Annotated in this window: 18 protein-coding genes and 3 pseudogenes; 7 read left to right on the top strand and 14 right to left on the bottom strand. The window is 61.8% G+C overall.

Going from position 1 to position 18,326, the window contains the following annotated elements; all coding sequences use genetic code 11:
• Positions 1-107 precede the first annotated feature (107 nt).
• Positions 108-656, top strand: coding sequence for a PQQ-dependent catabolism-associated CXXCW motif protein (locus PM2_RS03930; RefSeq protein ID WP_016714310.1), 549 nt, complete (start codon positions 108-110; stop codon positions 654-656).
• A gap of 54 nt (positions 657-710) precedes the next feature.
• Entirely contained in the window at positions 711-1,376 is a 666-nt protein-coding gene (locus PM2_RS03925; RefSeq protein ID WP_016714311.1) for a response regulator transcription factor, read from the top strand.
• Positions 1,377-1,421: 45 nt separating this feature from the next.
• On the opposite strand, the gene PM2_RS03920 is transcribed toward PM2_RS03925, so the two are convergent.
• From PM2_RS03920 to PM2_RS03870, 11 genes are all read right to left on the bottom strand, one after another.
• On the bottom strand, positions 1,422-3,359 hold the full coding sequence (locus tag PM2_RS03920; RefSeq protein WP_371059008.1) for a PAS domain-containing hybrid sensor histidine kinase/response regulator: 1,938 nt from the start codon (positions 3,357-3,359) through the stop codon (positions 1,422-1,424).
• The gene (nosP, locus tag PM2_RS03915; RefSeq protein ID WP_016714313.1) at positions 3,289-4,452 is read right to left on the bottom strand and encodes a nitric oxide-sensing protein NosP; all 1,164 of its coding nucleotides are present in this window, start codon (positions 4,450-4,452) and stop codon (positions 3,289-3,291) included. The genes PM2_RS03920 and nosP overlap by 71 nt, the downstream gene beginning before the upstream one ends.
• Positions 4,453-4,582: 130 nt before the next feature.
• Positions 4,583-5,770 carry a porin gene (locus PM2_RS03910; protein ID WP_016714314.1) on the bottom strand — a complete coding sequence of 396 codons (1,188 nt, stop codon included), beginning with the start codon at positions 5,768-5,770 and terminating at the stop codon, positions 4,583-4,585.
• A gap of 239 nt (positions 5,771-6,009) precedes the next feature.
• Positions 6,010-6,609 (bottom strand): trehalose-phosphatase, encoded by a 600-nt coding sequence (locus tag PM2_RS03905; RefSeq protein ID WP_016714315.1) that lies wholly within the window; start codon positions 6,607-6,609, stop codon positions 6,010-6,012.
• Positions 6,609-7,307, bottom strand: coding sequence for a hypothetical protein (locus tag PM2_RS03900; protein WP_016714316.1), 699 nt, complete (start codon positions 7,305-7,307; stop codon positions 6,609-6,611). Before PM2_RS03900 ends, PM2_RS03905 begins: the two co-directional genes overlap by 1 nt.
• A 90-nt stretch (positions 7,308-7,397) precedes the next feature.
• Positions 7,398-8,159, bottom strand: coding sequence for a phosphate ABC transporter ATP-binding protein PstB (pstB, locus tag PM2_RS03895; protein WP_042131386.1), 762 nt, complete (start codon positions 8,157-8,159; stop codon positions 7,398-7,400).
• Positions 8,160-8,234: 75 nt separating this feature from the next.
• Entirely contained in the window at positions 8,235-9,128 is an 894-nt protein-coding gene (pstA, locus tag PM2_RS03890; RefSeq protein ID WP_016714318.1) for a phosphate ABC transporter permease PstA, read from the bottom strand.
• Entirely contained in the window at positions 9,128-10,093 is a 966-nt protein-coding gene (pstC, locus tag PM2_RS03885) for a phosphate ABC transporter permease subunit PstC (RefSeq protein ID WP_016714319.1), read from the bottom strand. Before pstC ends, pstA begins: the two co-directional genes overlap by 1 nt.
• A 70-nt stretch (positions 10,094-10,163) precedes the next feature.
• Entirely contained in the window at positions 10,164-11,195 is a 1,032-nt protein-coding gene (gene pstS, locus PM2_RS03880) for a phosphate ABC transporter substrate-binding protein PstS (protein ID WP_016714320.1), read from the bottom strand.
• A 140-nt stretch (positions 11,196-11,335) separates the two neighbouring features.
• Positions 11,336-11,569, bottom strand: a complete 234-nt coding sequence (locus tag PM2_RS03875; protein WP_016714321.1) for a hypothetical protein — start codon at positions 11,567-11,569, stop codon at positions 11,336-11,338.
• Positions 11,570-11,782: 213 nt separating this feature from the next.
• On the bottom strand, positions 11,783-12,568 hold the full coding sequence (locus PM2_RS03870; RefSeq protein ID WP_016714322.1) for a 2-keto-4-pentenoate hydratase: 786 nt from the start codon (positions 12,566-12,568) through the stop codon (positions 11,783-11,785).
• 144 nt (positions 12,569-12,712) lie between these two features.
• Between PM2_RS03870 and PM2_RS29715 the strand changes: the two are divergent.
• The 3 genes and pseudogenes from PM2_RS29715 to PM2_RS03860 form a co-directional block, all read left to right on the top strand.
• Positions 12,713-12,859, top strand: a pseudogene (locus tag PM2_RS29715) (AzlD family protein); the annotation flags it as partial.
• Positions 12,860-13,005: 146 nt separating this feature from the next.
• Positions 13,006-13,881, top strand: coding sequence for a universal stress protein (locus PM2_RS03865; protein WP_016714323.1), 876 nt, complete (start codon positions 13,006-13,008; stop codon positions 13,879-13,881).
• Positions 13,882-14,128: 247 nt separating this feature from the next.
• Positions 14,129-15,355, top strand: a complete 1,227-nt coding sequence (locus tag PM2_RS03860; protein WP_016714324.1) for an MFS transporter — start codon at positions 14,129-14,131, stop codon at positions 15,353-15,355.
• A gap of 77 nt (positions 15,356-15,432) precedes the next feature.
• Here PM2_RS03860 and PM2_RS03855 read toward each other — a convergent pair whose 3' ends face one another.
• The gene (locus PM2_RS03855) at positions 15,433-17,058 is read right to left on the bottom strand and encodes a methyl-accepting chemotaxis protein (RefSeq protein ID WP_028698705.1); all 1,626 of its coding nucleotides are present in this window, start codon (positions 17,056-17,058) and stop codon (positions 15,433-15,435) included.
• Positions 17,059-17,317: 259 nt separating this feature from the next.
• Here PM2_RS03855 and PM2_RS03850 point away from each other — a divergent pair, with 259 nt between their 5' ends.
• Positions 17,318-17,716 carry a tetratricopeptide repeat protein gene (locus tag PM2_RS03850; RefSeq protein ID WP_016714326.1) on the top strand — a complete coding sequence of 133 codons (399 nt, stop codon included), beginning with the start codon at positions 17,318-17,320 and terminating at the stop codon, positions 17,714-17,716.
• 24 nt (positions 17,717-17,740) lie between these two features.
• Here PM2_RS03850 and PM2_RS03845 read toward each other — a convergent pair.
• Positions 17,741-17,923: pseudogene (locus tag PM2_RS03845) on the bottom strand (alpha/beta fold hydrolase); the annotation flags it as partial.
• Here PM2_RS03845 and PM2_RS31865 point away from each other — a divergent pair.
• Positions 17,869-18,057: a TetR family C-terminal domain-containing protein gene (locus PM2_RS31865; RefSeq protein ID WP_353511475.1), complete on the top strand. Its 189-nt coding sequence runs from the start codon at positions 17,869-17,871 to the stop codon at positions 18,055-18,057. The pseudogene PM2_RS03845 and the gene PM2_RS31865 overlap by 55 nt on opposite strands.
• 78 nt (positions 18,058-18,135) lie before the next feature.
• Here the strand turns inward: PM2_RS31865 and PM2_RS31375 are convergent.
• Positions 18,136-18,326, bottom strand: a pseudogene (locus PM2_RS31375) (LysE family translocator); the annotation flags it as partial.

Below are 18,326 nucleotides of genomic sequence, written 5' to 3'. Positions count from 1 at the left end.
TCCTGAGCAGTGCCTACTACTTTAGTACTGCCTTTGCTGTCTGATCGTCGCATTCACAACACACCACCACTGGCATGTAATGGGCCTATAACAAAAAGGATAAAACCATGCCACGTGCCCCGCGCCCTTTGCTGGCTGCCCTTTCGCTGTGTCTGTCACTGGGTATCGCCCAGGCCGACACCACCCCGCTGTTTTCCGCCGAAGGCTACCGCGCCACCCTCTACCGCAGCCCGACCCCGCAACAGGTCGAGGGCGGCCAAGTCATCGACACCGCCACGCTGCAAAACCTGCTGGCACAAAGCCCCAGGCCAGTACTGATCGACGTCTATCGCCGCCAATGGCTGCAAGGCCAATTCATCGAAGACGAACCGCACGCCAACCTCCCGGGTAGCCTTTGGCTGGCCAACACCGGCGACGGCGAGCTGAGCCCGGCCTGGCAGGACTACTTCGTGCGCAACCTGCAAAAAGCCACTGCCGGGCACCCGGAGCACCCCCTGGTTTTTTATTGCCGCTCCGATTGCTGGTTAAGCTGGAACGCGGTAAAACGCGCTAAAGCCCTGGGCTACAACAACCTGTACTGGTACCGCGACGGCCTGGACGCCTGGCAGCAGGCCAACCTGCCGCTGCAGCCAGCGCAACCTGTACCCTTTCCCTGAACTGCCTGTAAATGCGTGCCCCGCCCCCTCCAATAAAAACAAGGTGAAAAGGCCATGTACAAAATTTTGATTGCCGACGATCACCCGCTGTTTCGCGAAGCCATCCACAACGTCATCAGCGATGGCTTCCAGGGCAGCGAGGTCATGGAAACCGCCGACCTGGACAGCGCCCTGGCCCTGACCCAGGCGCACGACGACCTCGACCTGATCCTGCTCGACCTGAACATGCCCGGCATGCATGGCCTTAACGGGCTGATTACCCTGCGCAACGAGGCGCCGACCACCCCGGTGGTGATCGTTTCGGCCGAGCAGGAAAAGCAGATCGTGCTGCAGGCCATCACCTACGGTGCCGTGGGTTTCATTACCAAGTCTTCGCCCCGTTCGCAGATGATCGAAGCGATCGAGCAGATCCTCAACGGCAATGTCTACCTGCCGCCCGACATCATCCGCGCCCAGAAAAGCAACACCAGCCGGCGCCACAACGAGGCGCCGAGCTTCCCGCCGGAAATGCTCCAGGCCCTGACCCGCAAGCAGCTGCTGGTACTGGAGCGCATGACCAAGGGTGAGTCGAACAAGCAGATTGCCTATACGCTGGACATCGCCGAAACCACGGTGAAGGCGCATGTTTCGGCGATCTTGCGCAAGCTCAATGTGCATAACCGGGTGCAGGCCATTCTCAGTGCCGGGGATATCGATTTTGCCGACTACCTGCGGCGTTAGCCTGTTCTGGCCTCTTCGCGGGCGAGCCCGCGAAGAGGCCAGCGGCTATGTCATGCTGCCGGCCAGCAGGTGACTCATCGCCGTCTTGAGCTTCATCGGCCGCACCGGCTTGTGCATCAGGGTGTGGCCCAGCTCGCGAATCTGCTGCTTGAGGTCGTTGCTGTAGTTCGCGGTAATCATCAGCGCCGGTAACGGCTGGGTACGCCGGGCATTGATCCGCGCCACGGCGTCGACACCGTTGCAGTCGTTGTCCAGATGGTAATCGGCTATCAGCAGGTCGGCTTCGGCATGGTAGTTGTCCACCTGGCGTGCCAGGTCTTCCTCCGACAGCGCCGTGACCACCCGGCAGCCCCACCCCTCCAGCAAGGTGCGCATGCCGGCGCAAATCGCCGCGTCGTTATCCAGCACCCACACCCGCGCCCCGCGCAGGCGTTCGAGCATTGGCTCGCTGACCACCTGGCTCGGCTGGGTTTTGGGCGCAGTGGTGCTCAGTGGCACTTCGACGGCGAACACCGAGCCTTTGCCAAGCCATGAACGTACCCGTATCCGATGCCCAAGGATGCCGGCGATCTTTTCTACAATCGCCAGGCCCAGGCCTAACCCGCGGTCCTGGTCCGGACGCTGCACATCACCGCGCTTGAACTCCTGGAACATGTCGTCCAGGTGCTCTTCGGCAATGCCGATGCCACTGTCCCACACTTCGATCCGCAGGCCGCCACGCAGGCGCCGGCAGCCCAGCACCACACGCCCGCTGCGGGTGTAGCGAATGGCATTGCTGAGCAGGTTACGCAGGATCCGCGCCAGCAGCTGGATGTCACTGCGCACCACCGCCGAACAGCCCACGAAATGCAGTTCAAGGCCTTCACTGCGCGCCACCTGTGCGTATTCGGCAGCAAGGTTGTCCATCAGTTCGCGCAGGGCAAACGGGGCGACATCGGCTTTGATCACCCCGGCATCGAGCTTGGAAATGTCCACCAGGGTGCCGAGCAGGTTCTCCACATCTTCCAGCGAGTTGCTGACGTTACGTACCAGGTGGGCACTGTCTTGCGGGTCGCGGCGCTCCAGCAATGCGCTGGTGAACAGCCGCGCCGCGTTCAGCGGTTGCAGCAGGTCGTGGCTGACCGCTGCGAGGAACTTGGTTTTCGACAAGTTGGCCTGTTCGGCCTCGCGCTTGGCCTCGCGCAGGCGAGCCTCGGCTTGGCTTCGCTCTTCGATTTCACGCAGCAACTGGTCGTTGAGGCTGGTCAGTTCGGCGGTGCGTTCGCGCACCCGCTGCTCCAGGTGCTGATAGGCCTGGTGCAGCGCCTGGGCAGTGTTGCGCCGCTCGGTAATGTCGCGGATCAACACGAAGATGCCCACCACCTCGCCGCTGGCCAGGCGGTTCGGCACGTAGGAGCGCAGCATGTAGCGTTCCTGGCCATTGATATTGGTTTCGGCAAATTCGAAGGTGACGCTCTCCCCCGCCAACGCCCGCGCCACATAGGCTTCCAGGCGCTGGTAATGCTGTTCGCTGTGGGCCTCGCGCAGGCTCTGGCCAAGCATTACGCCGTGGGGCCAGCAATACCATTCTTCATACACCTTGTTGGTGAACTCGTAGACCAGATCGGCGTTCAGGTAAGCGATCAGCGCCGGAACATTATCGGTAATCAGGCGAATCTGGTGCTGATGGGCGGTCTCGGCCCGCTGTCGGGCCTCGCTGAGCAGGCGGTTGACGGCCTTGAGCTCGGCCATGGCCTGGTTCAGGGCATCGGTGCGTTCACGCACCTGCTCGGCCAGCACCACCGAGTGCTGGAACGCCGCATAGGGGTCGTTGCCCCGCGTTACTCCAGACTCGATGCGTTCGATCAACGCACCGTTGATCCGCTGCAGCTTGTGGTTTTCGTGCTGCAGCCGGGTGACCTCGGCCTGCAGCTCAGCGCCCGACAGGAGGCCGGTTGCGGGCAATGGCGACCCCGGTGAAGGTCTGGTTGATGTGCATGCCATTGAACTGTTCTCCGTAGGTGTTGAAGCCGATCACCCGCTGCTCACGCAGAAACGCGCCGACCGGTTCCAGGCCATGCCGGGCCTCCAGTTCCAGCCGCCGCAGGAAGCAATCACAACCAATGGTCAGCAACAGCGGCCCGAGGCGCTGGCGCAGGCCGTCGAACAGCTGGTGCAGGTTAGGCAACAGCGGGCCCGGGGTCATGGCCGTAAGCACGATGCCGTTTTCCACTGCACAGTAAAAACTCAGGCTCAGGTCCTGGTGCACCTGCTGGATCGCTCGCACGTAGTACTGGTCGTGCATACGTACAGCCAGCGGGTGGGCGGCGAACACCCGATGGTCGAGCGCAGCCACTGGTACGCCGATGTGGCGGGCGTATTCTTCGGCTGCGGGCTCGGCATTCAGTTCAAAGACCCGGCGCTGGGCGCTATCAGCGCCGGTTACGACCAGTTTTTCCTGACGCGGCAAAATGTGGTGCGTGGTGAACACTTCAAAATCGAGCCAGGTGTTGACCAGCACCACCACAGCCGCCCCGTTGTGAAAGGCGCCGCCGTAGTACACATGGGTGCGTGTCAGGTAGTTGTCGTCACCGGCAGAGCCCCCGAAGTGCGGAATGTCACCTAACGCCGCGCTGAGCGCGGCAAGCACCATTTCCTCGCGGCTGGACAGGCCGTCGAGCAAGGTCAGGGCAAAGCTGTGGCCCTTGATGGGGGCTAACGTATTGCTGCGGCAGGTGCCGACCAGGCGCTCGACCATCTGCTGGGCGTCGATCAGGCTGAAGCGCTCCATTTCATCGATCAGCGCAGTGGCGATAGAAAAGTGCCGGTGATCAAAGCCTACGGCTGTGACGCAATTACGGCCGTAGCCCTGCGGCGTGATTTCGCCGGCGCTGGTGCAGCCGACCAGGCGGATGCCGCCGAAACCTTGCTCCAGGGCCTCGCCCAAGGCCTGCAAGTCGTATTCGGCGGAACAGAAGAACAGCACGAAACCCAGGTGCGGGTGCAGCAATTGCCGCGCCAGGTCCTGGGCGGCCAACCGGGCGTCGGTGGCCTGGGACATGGCGCTGACCACACCGTCGTTTTGAGCCTGCTGCATTGGGGTCTCCGGCGCGGGGTGGCTGAGGGGTCAGTGTACGAAGGTGTTTGCGGGGGACGAATGCTACTTGGGTAGCGGGTGGGCGGTTCCATGGGCGTAAATGTTGGGGCCGCTTTGCGGCCCCGGGTGCCTACCAGGTCAACACCGCACCCACTGCAAAGGTATCGGTGTCTTCGTTCTGCGCACTGGTGTCATGCCCATCGATGGAAAACTGGTTGTACTCGGCCACCAGCTTCAGGTTGTCGTTGACGTCATGGAACAGTGCCACGCCACGGGTCTCGTAGTCCGCCCCGCTGCCCACCGCACCGTTGCCGTCGTCCTTGGTCTTGCCATACGACAAGGCAATGCGGTTCTTGCCGACTTTGTACGAACCCTGCAACAGGTAGCCGTCACTGTCGACGTTACGCAAGACCGGTTCGCCGGCATTGTTGGTAAAGAACGGGTTGATACCCTTGGCCTGGAACCCCGAGCCGGTCAGCGACAGCCCGCCCATCTTCGCCTGCACGCCATAGCCAACACCTTTGGACGTGATCGTCTCCACCGTCGAGTCGGTGTTGTCGGAGGTCTGGTAACTGCCGTTGACCCAGCTGTAGATCTGCGCCCCGCCCAGGTCGAACTGGTAGGTAATCTCGCTCTCGGTACGCGGGTTTTCCTGGTAGGCCTTGCCGGTCGGGCTGCTGTCGTTGGTGTCCACCGGGTCCATGATGCCTACCGCCACGCGCAGGCCGTCCATTACCGGGGTGCGGTAGGTGATCTGCGAGGTGGGGAACGGGTACGGGTAGCCACTGCCGATGTTGCCGAACGACACCCCGCCGCCGTCCACCAGCCCCAAGGTGTCACTGACCTGGCCGTAGCCGGCCAGCAGTTCGTCGAGCAGGATGTTGGAACGGGCGAACAGCCCGAAGTCCTTGCCGATCAGCACCTCGCCCCATTCGGGATTGGCCACGGTGCCGTAGAACTGGCGCACGTCGATGGCGGTGTCGGTGCCGTTGGTTTCACTGTCGTTGATGGTGACCCAGAACGAGGCACGTGCGCCGAGCTTCAGGTCATCCACCTGCTTGCCCATGTTGAAGCCCAGGTAGTTGGGCAAGAAGCCCATTTTCACCCGCGACTGGCGGCGATCGAACTGCTCGCCTTCGCGGTCGACCTTGCTATTGACGTAGAAGGCATTGATGTAGCCGTCGGTGGAAAAGGTGGTCTGGTCTTTGTCGTACAGCATGATCTCGGCTTCGGCGACGCCACTCAGGCCCAGGGCAGAAAAGCTGGCGATGGCGGCGGCGAGGAAACGAGGCGGCAGGTGCTTATTGTTGTTGTACATGGCGCGCTCCAAACAGGGGACTGGATGTCGGAGGCGATTATCAGAACAGGGCAAATTGCCAGATACGCTGCTTTGGGGCGGGGTGGTGGATGCTTTAGATCGGCTCGTGAGGCGTGATGATTTGGAAGCGCAACCTGATGGGACCGGGATGCAAGACTTACGGTGTACGCAAGAATAACCGGCTGGTATCAGTACGGCTGAACGAACTGGGGCCGCTTTGCGGCCCCATTAACGTGTGCTCAGGAAGCAAGCGCCTGCGAACGCTGGCGCAGTGGCATTTGGTAGCGGTGCGGTTGCTGCCAGGCCAGCCGTGCCTGCACATCGACGACCGCGTCCTTCACCTTCTGGGCCCAGTGCTCATCCTTCGGGCACACCACCACCACACGAAAACCATGGTCGACACCTTCCAGCCGCACACCTTCGGAGTCATCGACATGCAGGTCGATATCGAACGCCGAGGGTAACTTCGAGGGGGAATTCTCCAGGCCTTTCTGGGCCAGGATGTGTTGGTGCCGGTCGCTGTTGACCACGCCATCGACATGGATGCCATACAGCATCAGCCAGCGGCGAATGTAGGCCGGGGTGCGCCCCGAGGAGGTATAGATCCAGATGCTGCAACCCTGGCGGCGCAGGTCGCGGATCAGCGAACGCGTGCCACTGCGCAGGGGTTCGCCCAACCAGCGGTGCACGAAGCCCGGCAGCTTGCTGTCCTCGGCGTCAGCGTGCTCAGGCAGGCAGGCGAGCGTGTCGTCGATATCGAAGGAAATGCGTACCTGGCCACGTTTGAGCTTGCGCTCGATGGCTTGGCGCCCGCGCTGGAGCATGGACGAACGAAGCATCAGCGGCTCCTCTCGCAGGCATGCACGGACGTACCGCTCAGGAAGAATTTGCCGAGCTCAGGCGCCTTCGCTTCAAGGAAAGCGGCGTACTTTTTCTTGATTTTGGGTAGTTCGTACAAAGCCTTGACACCGTGTTTGGCGGAGTTGCGAATGACCGAGGACGGGTTGAAGTAACCCTCGGCGTTATCCAGCGACAGCACGAATGGCGGCAGCCCGGCACGCATCAGCAAATAGCTGACAATGAGCGAGCCCGTGCGGTTGTTGCCTTCGATGAACAGCTGCGGCTTGCTGAGGATACGTACATACACACCGGCAGCCCGCTTCCAGACCGAATCGCTGCGGTACGCGCAGTACCAGTTGTACAAATCCTTGATGCCACCTTCGACGTTGTTGAAAAAGTGCGCCTCGGTTGCAGCCAGGTGGGGGGCGAACTCCAGGCGGCGGGCCGGGTCGCTGCCGCACAGCACGGTGGCATTGATTTCCAGCATCAGGTTCAGCTGTTGCAGGTCGAACAGGTCGATACCGCGAGCGACATAGTCGTCAATCAGGGCATAGCCTTCAAGCACATTCAGCAGCACCTCGTCGGTGAACGGGTCCCTCGGTTCGGTGAAATGCTGGCTGAGTTCGGCAAAGCGGCCTTGCACCTCGCGCAGTGCGCGCTCTACCGCTGACAGATCAAGACGACGCATCGCTGGCATTGGAAATCCCGGGTAACACTTTAACGGAAGGTAACGCGGCCGGGCGTTGCACCCTTCCTGGCTGCAACGCCCGGCCACCTTGAAAAGTGATCAGCTGAACTTGCCGCTGATGTAGTCGGCAGTCAGTTGTTCACGCGGGTTCTGGAAAATCTGCGTGGTCGGGCCCATCTCGACCAGGTAACCGGTACGGGTACCCTGGGAGATATCGACCGAGAAGAACGCGGTGGTGTCGGCGACACGAATCGCCTGCTGCATGTTGTGGGTTACCAGCGCGATGGTGTAGTCCTTCTTCAGTTCGACCATCAGCTCTTCCACGCGGCGGGTAGCGATCGGGTCGAGTGCCGAGCACGGCTCGTCCAGCAGCAGCACCTCCGGTTCGGTGGCGATGGCGCGCGCGATGCACAGGCGCTGCTGCTGGCCGCCGGACAGGGACAGGCCGCTGACCTTGAGCTTGTCCTTTACTTCGTCCCACAGGGCGGCGCCTTGCAGGGCGTGCTTCACGCGGTCACCCAGGTCGCCCTTGTAGCGGTTCAGGCGCAGGCCGAACGCGACGTTGTCAAAAATGCTCATCGAGAACGGGTTGGGCTGCTGGAACACCATGCCGATGTAGCGGCGCACGACTACCGGGTCGACGCCCTTGCCGTAGACATCCTGGCCCAGGAAGTGCACATGCCCTTCGAAGCGGAAGCCCTTTACCAGGTCGTTCATGCGGTTGAGGCTACGCAGCACGGTACTCTTGCCGCAGCCGGATGGCCCAATGAAGCCGGTGATCTCGTTCTTGCGGATCGGCACATGGCTGTCGCGTACGGCCATGAAGTTGCCGTAGAAGATCTTGTCCAGCTTGCAGTCCATGACGATGGGGGTTTCGTTGACCACGGGAGCGGCCTTTTGCGCAGTGGATACGTTCAAGTTTGGATGCTCCCTTTCTCAATACTTGGGCTTGCCGAAAACACGGCTAAGAATGTTGATTACCAGCACGATCATCACCAGTACCAGCGAGGCCGCCCAGGCGAGCTCCAGCTGGTTGTCGAACGGCATGCCGGAGAAGTTGTAAATCAGTACGGCCAGCGAGGCCGTGGGGTTCATGACCGCCAGGCTGCCGTCGTGATAAATCCAGTAGTTGCTGAACAGCGCGGTGAACAGCAGTGGCGCGGTTTCGCCAGCGGCGCGGGCCACGGCCAGCATGACGCCGGTCAGGATGGCAGGCAGGCCGGTGGGCAAGACGATCTTCCAGATCACCTGTGCACGGGTGCAACCCATGCCGTAGGCCGCATCTTTCATGATCTTGGGCACCATCTTCATCGACTCTTCGGCGGTCAGCACCACGATCGGCAGCATCAGTACCGCCAGTGCCACGCCACCTGCCGGCGCCGAATAGGTACCGGTGGTCATCACCACCAGGGCGTAGGCGAATACACCGGCCAGGATCGACGGCAGGCCGGTGAGCATTTTGGCGGCAAAGCGCGCGGCGTTGGCCAGCTTGCTGTCCGGCCCGAGCTCGGCCAGGAATACCGCTGCCAGGATGCCAACCGGCACCGCGATGGCTGCGGCGATACCGACCATGACGAAGGTACCGGCCATGGCGTTGCCGAAGCCACCGCCCATCTCGAAGCCGGTGGGCGGCAGCTCGGTGAACACTTCCAGGTTAAGGCGTGCACCGCCGCGGGTAACCAGCATGTAAAGCACGGAAATCAGCGGTACGCTGGCCACCAGCGCCGCAACCCAGGCCAGCGTGGTCAGTATCAGGCTGCGCAGGGCACGGCCTTCCAGCTTGCGCTGCAGGCTGGGCAAAGCAGTTGTTGGGGTGCTGAGGTCAGTCATTATTTGTTACCCCGCTGGGCGTAGAGCATGATCATCGAGCCGAGCACGTTCACCAGCAGGGTGATGAACATCAGCACCAGTGCGGCGTACATCAGTACTTCGACCTCGTTCGGGCCGGCTTCCGGGAAGTTCAGCGCCAACAGCGCCGCCAGGGTGTTGGCCGGGGCGAACAGGGACACGGAAATGGTGTTGGCGTTGCCGACCAGCATGGCCAGCGCCATGGTTTCACCCAGGGCACGGCCCAGGCCCAGCACCAGCGAACCGAAAATGCCGGTGGCGGCGGATGGCACCATCACCTTGAGGATGGCTTCCCAGTGGGTAGTCCCCATGCCGTAGGCCGCCTGCTTGGTTTTCATCGGCACGCTGGTAAGCGCATCCTGGGAAACGGCGGCAATGGTCGGCAGGATCATGATGGCCAACACCAGCGCCGCAGGCAGCAGGCCAGGCCCACTCAAGGAAGTGCCGAAAAACGGGATCCAGCCCAGCTCGCTGTTCAACCAGGTGGTCAACGGGCGGATGGCCGGGATAACGACGTAGATGCCCCACAGGCCATAAACCACGCTGGGGATGGCGGCGAGCAACTCGACAATGGTGCGGAACACGGCAGCCAGCCGTGCCGGCAGGAAATCCTGGGTGAGGAAAATGGCCATGCTGACGCCGAAGAAACCGGCGATCAACAGTGCGATGAAGGCGCTGTAAAGCGTGCCCCAGATCGCTGGCAGAATACCGTACTTGCCTTGATTAACATCCCAGACGCTGCCGAACAGCACGTCAAAACCGTGTTTTTCAATGCCTGGCAGTGCCTTGCGGCCCACTTCGTAGACCAGCGCGACGACCAGCGCCAGTACCAGCACCACACCAATGCGTGCAAGCGCACGGAAGGTGCGATCAACCAGGAAGTCTTTCGCTGACGGTGGCTGGCACGCGGAGTCGGGGTTATCCGGTATGGCAAAGGGTGTGTTCATGGGCAAATTCCGGGACAAGGGACAAACACGCCCGGCACGGCTTCACTGCCATACCGGGAGCGCCTGGGTATTACTGGATGTTGGCCGACGCTTTGCGCACCTGGTCGACAACCGACGGTGGCAGCGGGATGTAACCCATCGAATCGGCGATGGTCTGGCCTTTGGTCAGGCTGTACTCGACCATTTCACGCATGGCTTTGGCCTTGGCCGGGTTGCCGTTGTCCTTGCGGAAGATCATCCAGGTGTAGGAGGTGATCGGGTAGGACTTGGCACCGGTCGGGTCTGGCAGCCAGGCCACCAGGTTTTCCGGCATGTTCACCGCAGCCAGTGCTTCGGCACCGCTCTCGGCGTTCGGCACGACGTATTGGCCAGCCTTGTTCTGCAGCACGGCGAAGTCGACCTTGGCCAGCTTGGCAAAACCGTACTCGATGTAGCCGATGGCGCCTGGGGTCTGGCGGACGGTGGCGGTTACGCCATCGTTTTTCGGCGATTTGATGAACTTGTCAGTGGCCGGCCAGTTAACGGTGTTGCCTTCACCCAGCCCTTGCTTGAAGTCAGCGTTGATGGCCGACAGGTGCTTGGTGAAGACGGCGGTGGTACCGCTGGAGTCGGCACGTACCACCACGGTGATCGGGGTGGCAGGCAGCTTCAGCTCAGGGTTGGCCGCAGCGATTTGCGGGTCGTTCCACTGGGTGATCTTGCCGAGGAAGATGTTGGAGTACACATCGCGCGGCAGCTTCAGGCCTTTAGGGTTGCCCGGCAGGTTGTAAGCCAGCACGATTTCACCGGCGGTCATTGGCAGCAACTGCACGCCTTCGCCAACCTTGGCAATGTCTGCTTCGCTCATGGCCGAGTCGCTGGCGGCGAAGTCGACGGTCTTGTTCAGGAAGTCCTGTACACCCGCCCCGCTCCCCTTGGACTGGTAATCAACGGTGACGCCAGCGGTGTTCTTGCTGAAGTCCTTGAACCAGGTCAGGTAGATGGGTGCAGGGAAGCTGGCACCGGAACCGGTCAGGCGAACGTTTTCGGAAGCAAAGGCTGCCGAAGTGGCGCAGAGGGAAACGGCAACAGCGAGTGCAGCAGACTTCATCAGGCGTTTCATCAAAATGTGCTCCGTGTGATGGCCGGCACACTTTGCATCAGCTGTGTTACAGCTTTGTGACTATTGAATGGCAGGCCGCACGTTAGAGCTTTCTGGTTGCGCCATCACGGCAGATTGATGCCATGCGCGGCTCACCGGCATCAACCAAGGCCGGCAATACCCCCCTCATCTGTTTCTGGGCAGCGGTTACGGCATAGGCACTCGAACTCCGCCGCAGCCCGGGTCGGGAAGTTGAGGCTCAGGCGCATCTTGTCTTGCGTGTCATAAAGGTCGTAGCCCTCCCCCAACACGGCAGGAAAGCCGAGGCGGCGTGGGTAGATTTCTTTCTGGAGCGGCACGGCAGGAACCACAACGAAGCGCGTCTGCATGATCATCCCTCTTCGGCAGTTCTTTAGTATTAGTACTGCTAAAGGAAAGCATCAAGCTGACTCATGCAAAATTGCGCGGGCGCTCATCAGGCACGGTAAAGGCTGAATACCCTCATTCAACGAACCGCCACTGATCGAGCGCTCGCAAGGTCTGTCGGCCCCGGTCAGCTCGCTTGAAACGGCAGCGGATGCAGGCGGCATTCGAACAGTGGTCGGCCGTTACAGGGTGAACGACAACGTCTGGCCAAGGAACCTGGCACTGACCTGATGCCCGGTTCCATTCAGGTCGAACGGTTGGCACATCGCCCCGGTGGTCACCACATCACCCGCCTTCAAGGTCTGCCCACGCTCGGCGGCGTGGGCATAAAGGTGAGCCAGCGATACCAGCGGATCGGTTGCCGCATCGCCAGACAAACCCCGCGCCCGACATTCGCCGTCCACGTAAACCTCGGTGGTCTGCGCCAGTTCGGCCAACAGTGGTATGTCGATACCTGCGCCCAGGCTGTCGCTGACCACCAGTGCTTCAAACCCGACGTTGTCCGCGACAAAGCTCGGCCAGCCTACAGCCTTGCGGTCAACGAAACGCGAACGCACCACTTCGAACGTGACGCAGGTGGCGCGGATATCTTCACTGACCGGTACCCGCCCGGCTTGCGGGGGGATATCACGGTCAAGCACGAAGGCGACCTCGCATTCGACAGTGACGGGCGTTACAGCAGGCAGTGCGATGTGAGCACCGCTTGCGTGGCAGCGCTTGGCTTCCAGCTGGCCAATCAGGGGCCGGGACAAATTGGCTGCACGCATGCCCGCGGGGCTGCCGACACCCAGCTTCCACCCGGCGCGCGGGCCAGCGGCGGCAGCAAACAACTGGTCCTGGCTGTCGTAGCCTTGCGTCAGCGTCTCGGGCCTGAGGCTGGCGGGCAGCTCCGTCAGCAGGTCACCGCTGTGCCAGTGCTGCAGAAGCAAGGCTGCGGTACGTTGGTGTACGAAGAGCGGACTGTTCATCAAGACCTCATGAGGATGGGTGATGGCGGACGACAGATGCTAGGGCCTGAAGTTGATAAGGATAAATATATTGTCGTGATACCTGGCATCACAAACTGTTCGGCTACACCGGCAGCTCGGTGGTCAGCTTGATCTTCTCCATCGGCACTGGGTTTTCTAATGCTGCGTAACCGCACCCTGGGGCCACAACTGACCCAAGTGCTGAACGCTGCACCTGGCTGCGTGCTGATTGCCGTGATCGCACCGAAGTTCGTTTCCGGGCACCCGGCCGACCTCATTGCGCTGGGGCTTCTCCATTCCATTGACACACATCAAGCCCTCACGCCGGGTTCGCGCGACGATGGTCGCAAGCACGGAATGACTCAAGCACCGCCAGGCGCACAGTGCTCAAGGTTCACCCTTGACCCTTGTGCGCGACCTTGGACAAGGAGCCCCACATGAACCCGCTGAAACACATACTGGTTGCCACCGACCTGTCCCCCTATGCCCGCAACGCTGCGGAGCGCGCCGCCTACCTGAGCAAGGCGCAACAGGCCTCGCTTGACCTGCTCTACGTTGCCAACCCGGCGCCCTTCGAGCGCCTGAAGCAGTTGGTAGTGCCTGACGACGACCTGTTGAAGCGCGTACTGGATAGCGCCGGAGAAAAAATCCATGCGCTGGCCGCCATGCTGTTCCAGCGCTACGACATCTCTGCAGGTGTGCAGGTTGCCAGCGGCTCGGTGACCACGGAAATCACCCGGGTGGTACAGGACAAGCACAGCAGCCTGCTGGTGTGCGGCGCCAGGGGCCAAAGCGTGGCCCGGCGCCTGCTGCTGGGCTCGACCGTGCAGAAAATGCTCAACCGCATGCCCTGCCCTTTGCTGGTGGTCAAGCCTGCCCCTCGTGATGCCTACCGCACCGTGCTGGTTCCCGTCGACTTTTCCCCCGTATCGCTGCGCGCCATCGAGTTGGCCAGGCGTATTGCCCCACAGGCCGAGATCATTCTGTTACATGTGTACGAAGCACCGTTCGAAAGCAGCGTGCGCTTCGCTCATATCGACCACGACACCCTCACCCATTACCGCAATGTGATCCGCAAGGATGCTGTGACACAGCTCGCCGCCCTGAGCCAGGCAGCCGGCATGCCCGATGCACGGCAGATCGTGGTGCATGGCGACCCTGGCTGGCGCATTGCCGAACAGGAACAGGAGCTGGAATGCGACCTGATCGTGGTCGGCAAGCAGGGTACTAGCGCGCTGGAGGAGCTGTTGGTGGGTAGCGTCACCAAGCATGTACTGAACGAATCGCAGTGTGATGTGCTGGTGTCGCCATAACACACCGGACCAGGCGGGCAGCCTTTTTCCGAATGCTGCCCTACCCGCAGCATTCCCAGGTTCCGCAACAACTGCCTACAGTGACACTGCCATTGCAAGCGCTCTGCTCACGGTGTTTCATCGATTGCGCTGATGTTTACTATCAAGCGGCCTGCCTGTCGTCCTGACAAGGCCGTCCCTATAATCCCCTGCAAATCCCCCCGCTCCTGCGCCTGCTACAGGCGATATCCCTCATGGAACCAAACCCATGCCAAGCAACCGCCAGGCCCCTCGCGGCCTTCCCGAACATAGTCAACAGAGTGTCCTGCAGCAATGGCTGGCAATCCTCTCGGTCGCCGTGGGTGCCTTCGCCCTGGTCACCAGTGAGTTCCTCCCGGTGGGGGTGCTCAACGATGTGGCCAGCGACCTGGGCATCAGTGCCGGCCTTGCCGGCCTGATGGTGACCCTGCCCGGCATCATGGCCGCATTGGCCGCCCCCCTGATTTCCGTCGGCGTGGGTGCGCTGGACCGACGCTACCTGCTGATCGGCCTGACACTGATCATGATCATCGCCAACGCGATCGTGGCCTATGCCGGCGACTTCAACCTGTTGTTGGTCGGCCGCGTGCTGCTGGGTGTGAGCATTGGTGGTTTCTGGGCGACCGCCATTGCCCTCAGCGGCCGACTGGCACCTGATGGCATGGGCGTGGCCAAGGCCAACTCCATCATCATGGCTGGCGTAACCCTGGCAACCGTCGTGGGTGTACCCGTGGGCACCTGGCTCAGTGGCCTGATGGGCTGGCGCATGACCTTCCTGGTGACCGCACTGGTGGGTGTGCCTGTGCTGCTGGCCCAAGTGTTCCTGCTGCCGCGGCTGATGCCGGAAAAGGCCATTCGCATCAGCGACCTGCCGGCGCTGTTCATCAACCCGCAAGCACGGGTCGGCTTGATCGCCGTGTTGCTGATTGGCCTGGCGCACTTTGCCGCGTACACCTATGTCGCACCGTTCTTCAAGCAAAATGCCGGGTTCGACGGGCCTACGATCGGCTCCTTGTTGCTGCTGTATGGTGTGGCCGGCTTCATGGGTAACATCTTCGCCGGCTTTGCAGCCAACCGCAGCGTGCGGCATACCCTGATGCTGGTCGCGTTGATGATTGCCGTCAGCACTGCCCTGTTCCCGCACTTCGCCACCGGCATGACCGGCGCCGCGATGCTGATCGCACTGTGGGGCTTCGCCTTCGGTGCGTTCCCGGCCTGCGCCAACATCTGGATGTTTGTCGTAGCCCCCAAGGATGTCGAGCGTGGCATGCCGCTGTTCGTGGCCATGTTCCAGGTGATCATTGCCGTGGGCTCGTTCTTCGGCGGCCAGGTGGTCGACCATATGGGCACAGCGGTGCTGCTGAGCCTGGCCACGGCGCTGGTAGGCTGCGGCTTTGTCACGGTGTTGGTGCTGGGCCGCAACGTCAGCAACAGCCTGGTGGCGCAGCCAGGCTGAGTTGTATTGCCGGGGCTGCTGTGCAGCCCCTTGTAGGCAAGCCCGCGTCTGCATACAGGCGCACCCTGCACTGAACGTCACAACCTGAACCTGCCCGCCAGCGCTGTCATCTGCCCGACCAACCCCGACAGCGCCTTGCTCGCTTCGCTGGTTTGCTGTGCGCCCGCCGCCGAGTGGTTCGACAGCTCACGAATGTTCAGCAAGTTACGGTCCACCTCCCGCGCCACTTGGGCCTGCTCTTCGGCCGCACTGGCAATGACCAGGTTGCGCTCGTTGATTTCACCGATCGCACTGTAGATGCCCTCCAGCACCTGCCCTGAGGCCAGGGTCACGTCCAGCGTCGACTGGGCACGGTTGGTACTGGCTTGCATCGAAGCCACCGCGGCCTCGGTACCGGCCTGCACGCGGCCGATCATCTGCTCGATTTCCTGGGTCGACTGTTGTGTGCGGTAGGCCAATGTGCGCACTTCATCCGCCACCACCGCGAAGCCACGGCCGGCCTCACCTGCGCGGGCGGCCTCGATGGCGGCATTGAGCGCCAGCAGGTTGGTTTGCTCCGACACCGAGCGGATCACCTCCAGCACCTTGCCGATATCCCGTACCTGCCCGACCAACTGCTCAAGGTGCGCACTGCTGGTCTGGATCTCGCGGGTCATGGCCTCGGTGCCGTCGATGTTGTCGCTGACCTGACGACGGCTTTGTGCGGCCAGCTGGTTGGACTCACTGGTGGTCTGCGAAGTGGTGATGGCATTACGTGCAACCTCCTCCACAGCCGTGGTCATTTCGGTCACGGCGGTAGCGGCCTGCTCCAGCTCCTGCCCCTGCTGGCGCAGGTTGTTGGCGCTTTCCTCGGTGACTGCGTTCAAAGCCGTGGCAGCAGCGTCCAGCTGCCGGGCGCAGTGGTCGATTTGCCCAAGGGTATCGCGCTGGCTCTGCTGCATGCGTTGCAGCTCATGGAACAGCTGGCCGATCTCGTTAGTGCCCTGGCCTTGCACCGGCACGCTCAGGTCGCCACCGGCAATGCGCTGGAAATGCCGACCGGCTTCACGCAACGGGTGCAGTACCCGCTGGGCAATGAAGGCCCAGCACAGCGCTGCCAACAGCAAGGTCACACCCAGCAGGCCCAGGCTCAACCATTGCGCGCGGGCCAGGCGCCGGTCGGACTCAAGCATGATCTGCTGGCTCCGCTCACTCAGTGCGCTAACCAGTTGCTGACGCAACGCCTGCAACCGGCCCATGGCATTGCCGGCGTCGCTGTTGACCTTGAAGTACTGCTCCAGCGAACGCTGGCGGGTCGCTTCCCGCTGCCCCGCCACTGCCTTGGCGTACTCGGCAAAGGTAGCCTGCAGCTCGATAGCCAGTGTGCGAAGGGCGGTCTCGCGCGCGCTTTCGACAAATTCGTCGACCAGCTTCTGGCTCTTGTCGTTCAGCTCGACCGACAGCGCCATGCGCTTGCCTGCGCTCTCGTCATGGCCACCCAACTGCTCGATGAAACCCGAGGACACATTGGCACTGGAACGAATCGCCATGAGCAACGCATTGTTCAACCGGTCCGACTGGTGTGCGGTCTGGTCCAGTTCGGTGATCTGCTGGTCACTGCCCACAGCTGCCCACCAGGCGCTCACGGTAGAAAACAGCAAGGTCAGGCTGAACAGCGACAATACCCAGAACATTCCGGTACGTATCTTCAGGTTGGCAAGCATGCGGGCAGTACTCCTGGTTGGCACCACTTCTGGTCGATGATTCGACGGTGGGTGTGCTGCTATCGGAGGTGCCGGCGCAGGCTTGAGGTGCCTGGAAGCGGTTATGGGCGGTAACCGAACAGATGTTGCCCAGCCCAGGGGCGGGAGCGGCGGCAGTGCGCCGCCCACGCTTGAACTTCATCCCGGGTTCGCGGTCTATAGCGACCCCTCGCCCCTTACCCGCGAGCGGCTTGCCAAAGACCTGTCGAGTTCACTGCCAATGCCCAGCACACCTGCCCTGCCAGCCTTGCTTTTGTTGTTGAGCGTAGGGGCAACAACTCACGCGCTGGCCGGCGAGCGCTCTGCGCCTGCACGCAGCAATACGGCATCGACCGTGCTGATCGAAACGGCTTCGCAGCAGTATGCCGACGGCCAACTGGACCAGGCTGCGGCAACGCTTGAGCGCGCGCTGCACATCCAGCCGAACAACCCGGCAACCTTGCACTACCTTGGCGTTCTGCGCCTGCAGCAAGGGCAGTTTGAACAGGCAGAGACGCTGGCGCTGCGTTCCAACCTGCGTGTCGGGGCCAACCACGCGCTGCGCAATCGCAACCTGCAGTTGATTGAAGCCGCACACAACGCCCAACGCTCAGGCATGCTGCCGACGGCTGCGCATTGATGATCGGCCAAGCGCTAGCAAAACTCAGCGACCGAGGAAATCGACCACTGCCTCGGCGAACGCCTGGGGTTGATCCAGCATGACGAAGTGGAAGCTGCCGTCGATCCGCTTGAAACTGATGCCCCGCGTGCCGGCATAGGCATCAGCGAAGGTTGCATCAACACGGGTCGCGGGTATGCCATACAGGGGATCATAGGCATACACGGTTGGCATTGCTGATCTATGGCAGATTGTCTGAAGCCAGCTTCTGGATCGCCGACGGGGATCAAGCATCTGCACGTTTCAGGAGTGCGACTGACGCGCTCAAGTTGCTGCTACGTGGGTTGCTGGTTAGCACTTGATCGGAGCGCATTGTGGCGAAAGCTCATTGCCTGGACAACGCGGGGCTCATCCAAGGCCCCGCCGCTTTCCCCCACCCACTATCTCTGGCTCAAAGCCGCAATCGAAACACCAGATGCGACGAAGGTGAGGCCTGCGCCCACGTTTAGCCCATTTACCAGCCGTGGCCGCTGGTACAGGTAGCGAGATAACACAGTGGCGCAAATACCCATCAAGGCAAAACCAAAGGCTGTGAGTACAGCAAACCACACATCCATTGGGAACACGGCTC

This window comes from Pseudomonas monteilii NBRC 103158 = DSM 14164, from assembly GCF_000730605.1.
GTDB classification, from domain to species: Bacteria; Pseudomonadota; Gammaproteobacteria; order Pseudomonadales; family Pseudomonadaceae; genus Aquipseudomonas; species Aquipseudomonas monteilii.
This window is presented reverse-complemented; position numbering and strand designations above follow the sequence as displayed.